The 5089-nt window shown below is 67.3% G+C and carries 4 protein-coding genes; 3 read left to right on the top strand and 1 reads right to left on the bottom strand.

What is annotated here, in order from left to right; genetic code table 11:
• The 3 genes from N912_RS59610 to N912_RS0147955 form a co-directional block, all read left to right on the top strand.
• The coding region (locus tag N912_RS59610) for an MFS transporter (protein ID WP_037070431.1) at nt 1–2411 on the top strand (2411 nt) is incomplete at its 5' end.
• A gap of 65 nt (nt 2412–2476) precedes the next feature.
• Nucleotides 2477–3118, top strand: a complete 642-nt coding sequence (locus tag N912_RS61445; protein WP_156994467.1) for a protein kinase family protein — start codon at nt 2477–2479, stop codon at nt 3116–3118.
• Nucleotides 3119–3154: 36 nt separating this feature from the next.
• On the top strand, nt 3155–4129 hold the full coding sequence (locus N912_RS0147955) for a hypothetical protein (RefSeq protein WP_156994466.1): 975 nt from the start codon (nt 3155–3157) through the stop codon (nt 4127–4129).
• 8 nt (nt 4130–4137) lie between these two features.
• Here the strand turns inward: N912_RS0147955 and N912_RS64900 are convergent, their stop codons facing one another.
• Nucleotides 4138–4665: an SUKH-4 family immunity protein gene (locus tag N912_RS64900; protein WP_028927999.1), complete on the bottom strand. Its 528-nt coding sequence runs from the start codon at nt 4663–4665 to the stop codon at nt 4138–4140.
• Nucleotides 4666–5089: the final 424 nt, after the last annotated feature.

Below are 5089 nucleotides of genomic sequence, written 5' to 3'. Positions count from 1 at the left end.
TGCTCAATCGACTGAGAGATCACGAGGACTTCTTCCACCGTCAAGGTCGGGAACACGACCTCAACGACGCGGGTCGGACCCACGACAAGGACGCTGCCGAGATCGTCGACGGGGTACAACGGCAACGGGACTTCGAGCCGTGGTACCGGGGCGGAGCTTTCGTCGATGGCCTCGGATCGGCCACGGCGTCGAACCTGCTCGACCACATCGCATCCAGCCTGGGCGCATCGCCTACCCAGGTCAGCTGGCTGACCATCGTGAGCCGCTTGACGAGTGTGCTGGTCGGGTTGCCGGCCGGACCGCTGGTCGAGCGGGCCAAAAAACGCCAGTTGATGATCGGGATCGCGATAGCCCAGGCAGCGCTTACGCTCTCCTTCGCCGCGATCGTCGCGGGATGGACCGGGCCGCTGCACCTGCACCTGCACCTGTGGCAGCTGTACACGGTGACCGCGGTCGGTGCAGCGCTGTCAGTGTTTTTCCGAACCGCCACGGCCGCTCACCTGAGAGCGTTGATTCCCAACCGACTCGGGCAGGCCAACAAGAAGATCAAGATCGACTCGGACGCGGCCTATACCGCTGGACCGATCATCGGCGGTTTCCTGACCCCCAGAATCGGCCCTGCCGGCACGATGCTCGTCGACGCGGTCTCCTACTTGATCAGTGCCGGCGCGCTCCGCCGAATCCGGACGGCGCCGGAAGAGAGCGGCGCATCCAGCCGGCCAGCCACTCAGCAGGCCCGGGCTCACCACCGGATCTGGTCGGATCTCACGGCCGGCAACGGTTACGTCGCGTTCTTGATGCGTGTGCCGCACGCCTTCCCGGTCGCCGCGAGCATGGCCCCTACCGCCGCGGTCGTCGGAGTCGTACTGGGTGCCGTAGCCGGACCCCGCATCGTCGAGGGAGCCCGTGACCTCGTCCGGCGGTGGCGCCATCACCTCGCCGAACACCGACAGCGCCTGTGGAACGCCACCACGACCAGCGCCGCCTACGCGGCCTACACCGCGCTCCCGTTGGGGGCGCTGCACGCTCCCGCCGCCGTCACCGGCGCGGTCTCGTCCGCCGTCTTCCTGGGCGGCGTGCTCGGCTCGCTGTTCGGCCCCTCCCTCGGGCCTCGCCTCGCGGTGATGCGTGCCGACATAGCCGAGGGCGTGCGTTTCGTGATCGGCCAGAAGATCCTGCTGACGATCACGGCGCATAAAGGCGTGGCGGAGTTCTTCTTCGCGATGTATGTGGCGACCAGCTACAAGTACATGGCGGACGTCTTACATTTTTCCCTTTCCATCATCGGTGCGACCGCCACCTTCGCCCTCGGCTTCGGGCTGCTTGCCACGGTAATTGAAAAGCGGCTCGCCGTCCGGTTCGGTTCCGCTCGGGCCTTCTTGCTTGCGCCGTTCCTGATTGGTCCTGTCGGCCTGCTCTACTCTTTTGCTCCAGTGCACTGGTGGTGGGGGCCAGCCTTCGCGAGTGTCGGACTAGGCGCCGTGTTCTTCGCGGGGCGAATCAAGTACATCCTCTCCACCGACTATTCCGCCAGGGCGCCACCGAAGAAGCTGCAATCGCGGGTGGGCGCCACGTCAATGTGGCTGATGAACGTCGGCATGCTGGTGGGCGCCTGGGTCGGCGGTGAGCTGGCCGAGCACGGGGTTGGGTTGCGCGCCACCAGCGTGATCGCCATGGCCGGCTACTGGCTCGCGTCCTTGGTGCTGGTGTTCTCCCCACCACTTCGCGCGATACGTGACTTCTCCGACGCGGAACTTGACCGCGCCGACCGCGCTCTGACCACACTCACCGAGGCCATCACCACGACCCATACACGGCTGGCGGAAAGGCCACGGTCCTTCCGGAACAAGAAACACGTCCGCGAGCTGATACGCCGGCTCGGCGATCTCGACACCGCGCGCACGGTTGAGAAGGACCTCGTCGGCACACTCGCACAACTTCGCGCCAAGGTCGCGCACACCGTCGACCAACAGCGCAAGATCCGCGGCCTTTCCCGCAACGATCTCAAACGAACCGAACACGAGGACCGGGTCAAGAAGCTCGTTGATCAGATCACCGAGGTGGACGCCGAGCTCACCGAGTTGATCAGCGAGCTGTCGGGTTTGCTGGATTCCGCCGAACAGGCGGAGCAGACGCCTCGCAAGCCAACCGCCGGCGGGACGGCAACCTGGCTGCTCGCGGTCTACGACACCTGGCGCGGCCGCCAGCCCATCCCGGCCGCTGGGAGCGGCCCGCCGCCCAAGGGCGAGCACGCCGGTGGCGACGGCCACGGCACACCGACGATCCGCGGCCCACCTCGCTGGTGGCTGGTGGTCAACCGCCTGGTCAAAGGCCTGATCACCCGCCTGGCCGGCTGGTTCGGCGCTCGCGGTGGCAGCGACGGCGACGGGCCAGAGGCGGGTGCGCCGTGACGCCCCCGCTCCTGCTCAGCCGCCTCGACCCGACGTCCAGCGCGAACGAGGTGTGGCGGGTCGTCATGGCCAACGGCGGCCAGGCGATCTACAAGCCCGTGGACGGTGAACACCCCGCGTTCGCCGAACGGCACCTCTTCCCGCGCGGGGCGCTGGCCCTCGGCGAGGTCACCGCCTGGAGGCTGGACCGTCTGTTCGGGTTCGCCCTGGTGCCGCCGACGATCTGGTGGGACGGACCGCGCGGGATCGGATCACTGCAACGGTTCGTGCCCGCTGCCGCCGGGCTTGCGACGAGCCGCTATCCGCTGGCCGACCGCGAACGAATGGCCATCCTGGACTACCTCATCGCGAACACCGACCGAGGCCGTCACAACTATCTGACCGCGCCTGACGGGCGTCCGGTCGCTATCGACAACGGCAACTCCTTCCCGCGCTCCCCGCACGCGCTGTATTCCGATTTCGTCCAGGACCGGGTGGGGCAGCCACTCAGCGCACCGGTGCTGGATCAGGTGCGAGCGGTCGACCCCGAGGCGCTGGTCCGCATGCTCGGTACCGCCGGTCAGCCGAGCGAGCTCACCACCGGCGCGGTACGTCGGCTACTCGTAATCCAGCATGCGGCGATGATCACCACCGAAGAATGGGACGCTGGTCTTCTCCCCCACGCCGAAACGCGGGTGGCGAAGATGCCCGGCAGGGTGGTGTCCTAGTTCCGCCACCGAGGACTGCGCGCCAGGGATGTGGGGATGAGCGACACCGCCGGGTCCATGACGGCCTGGGACCGGGTAGCGGACCGGTATGCGTGCGAGACGTTCGTGTTCACCGTGATCGCCGTCCACCTCGGCCTCCGCGCGGAAGATCGCTACCGCCACCCGTGGAGCGAGATGGCCTCCGGGATCGTCGGCGCCTCGATCGAGCTGTGGGAGCTGTGGGAGGCACGGCGGTTCTGGTCGCGCCATGCCGGAGAAGTGGTCGACGAACTACACCGGAGCCTGGCCGCCTGCCCACCCCAACCAGCACCAGACACCCCACCGAACCCCAAGCTGGGGACCGAACTGCTGGACCTGGCCGCCCAGCTCCAAGCACAAGCCGCCACACCAGCAACCAGCGAACACGGCGCGGGCCTGCGAGCGGGCCTCGACGCCGCCATCGCCCGACTCACCTCACGCGCCGACCCGGCCAACCCATCCGGCTCCGAGGTCTCCAGCACACAACTCGTCGCTGACCTGGGGCTACCACCCGAACCAACGCACTACAGATGGAACGAGTGGCACACGTTGGAAGATCCAGACCGCCCCAGCTCGGCGACCCGCCGCGAAGACGTTCAGCTCCTGGTGCGGAAATGGATGCCGGACATCGACCCAGAAATCTGCGCCGCCATCGCCGAAGAGATCGACGCCCTGCTCCCCCCGGTCGAGGACATCATCCGCGAACGCCAACGCCTCAACCCCCACGAACACACCATTACGAACCTGATCAACGAGATCGAAGACCGCCTCGGCTACATGCTGTTCGAGGTCTACGACCGCACCCTCATCGCCCGCGCCCTCGAAGCCGAGGCCACCAAACTCACCCCAACCCACACCGGCGCCGCCACTGAGTTCACCCGAGGCTACGACCAAGCCCTCACCCATACCGCCGGCCAACTACGCCACCGAGCCCACGACCTCCTACCACCCTTTCCCATCTCCGAAATCGGCCGCCACGACAACGGCGACTAGTCGTTCAACTAGCTGGTCTGTGCCAGCCGGTCCAGCACCATTGACCACCACGACTCGGGGCTGTCGAACGCCGAGGGGTCCAGGGCGCGCAGCTCGGTGCGCAGCTCGTTGGCCTCGGCGATGGTGTGGAGGGGGGCGTTCGGGGTGACCCACGGTGCGATGCGGTGGAGGAACTCCACGAACAGCGCGAGGCTGGAGTTGATCGGTTCGATGGACTGGTCCCTGGTGTTCATCAGCGCGACCGCCCCGGTTGCCATGTCCAGGCCGTAGAGCATCTTGAGGGTCTCTGGTGCCGCGCCGATGACGAGGAACCGGTTCGGCGCTCGGTCCGGGGACACGCTGTGGATCTCGTTGAAGAGGTCTGGCTGGCCGGCCAGGTGGATGGTGAACAGGTACGGCACATCGGAGGGCAGGGCGCCGCCGGGCGAGAGCAGGTCGAAATTGAACGTCAGCTTCGACGCGATCTTGTCCAGCGGCAGGTGAATGAGCTGCTCGTCCCCCCAGCGATCGGCCAGGTCGCCGTATGTGAGCGCCACCCGCGCCTCCTTCTCCGCTCGGTTCCCCGTCTGCCGCCGTACGCTACGCGCCACCCGGATGGGTGATGGATCGCGGTTTTGGTACGGGGGGTGGCGGCTCTTGGTGTACTCGCGCCCGGCATCAGACCTGTACAGAGGGGGCTTTTGGTTATGTCTGTGCGTGCGGCGTTGACGGCGGTGGGGCTGGCGGTGGCGGGGTTGGTTCTCGTCGGGGGTACGGCCATGGCGGCCACTCCGACCGTCGGCCACGGCCAGCTGGCGAGCCCCGGGGACGTCTGTCAAGACAGCGGCAGCAACTGCGGAGACCCCAACGATTTCTCGGGCGGCCACCCGTCATGCCCCCCGGGCGCCAGCTGCAACAAGCCACGCGAACCCCAGCTGCCGCAGGACTAAGCGCGCACGTCAACCCGTGAGTGGCTAGGGG

Origin of the sequence: Actinospineispora acaciae DSM 45401 (assembly GCF_000620785.1) — a bacterium.
GTDB lineage: Bacteria > Actinomycetota > Actinomycetes > Mycobacteriales > Pseudonocardiaceae > Pseudonocardia > Pseudonocardia acaciae.
This window is presented reverse-complemented; position numbering and strand designations above follow the sequence as displayed.

Coding starts and splice junctions, on each gene's coding strand:
- N912_RS61445 (WP_156994467.1), top strand. CDS start 2,477: ATGGCCAACGGCGGCCAGGCGATCTACAAGCCCGTGGACGGTGAACAC.
- N912_RS0147955 (WP_156994466.1), top strand. CDS start 3,155: ATGAGCGACACCGCCGGGTCCATGACGGCCTGGGACCGGGTAGCGGAC.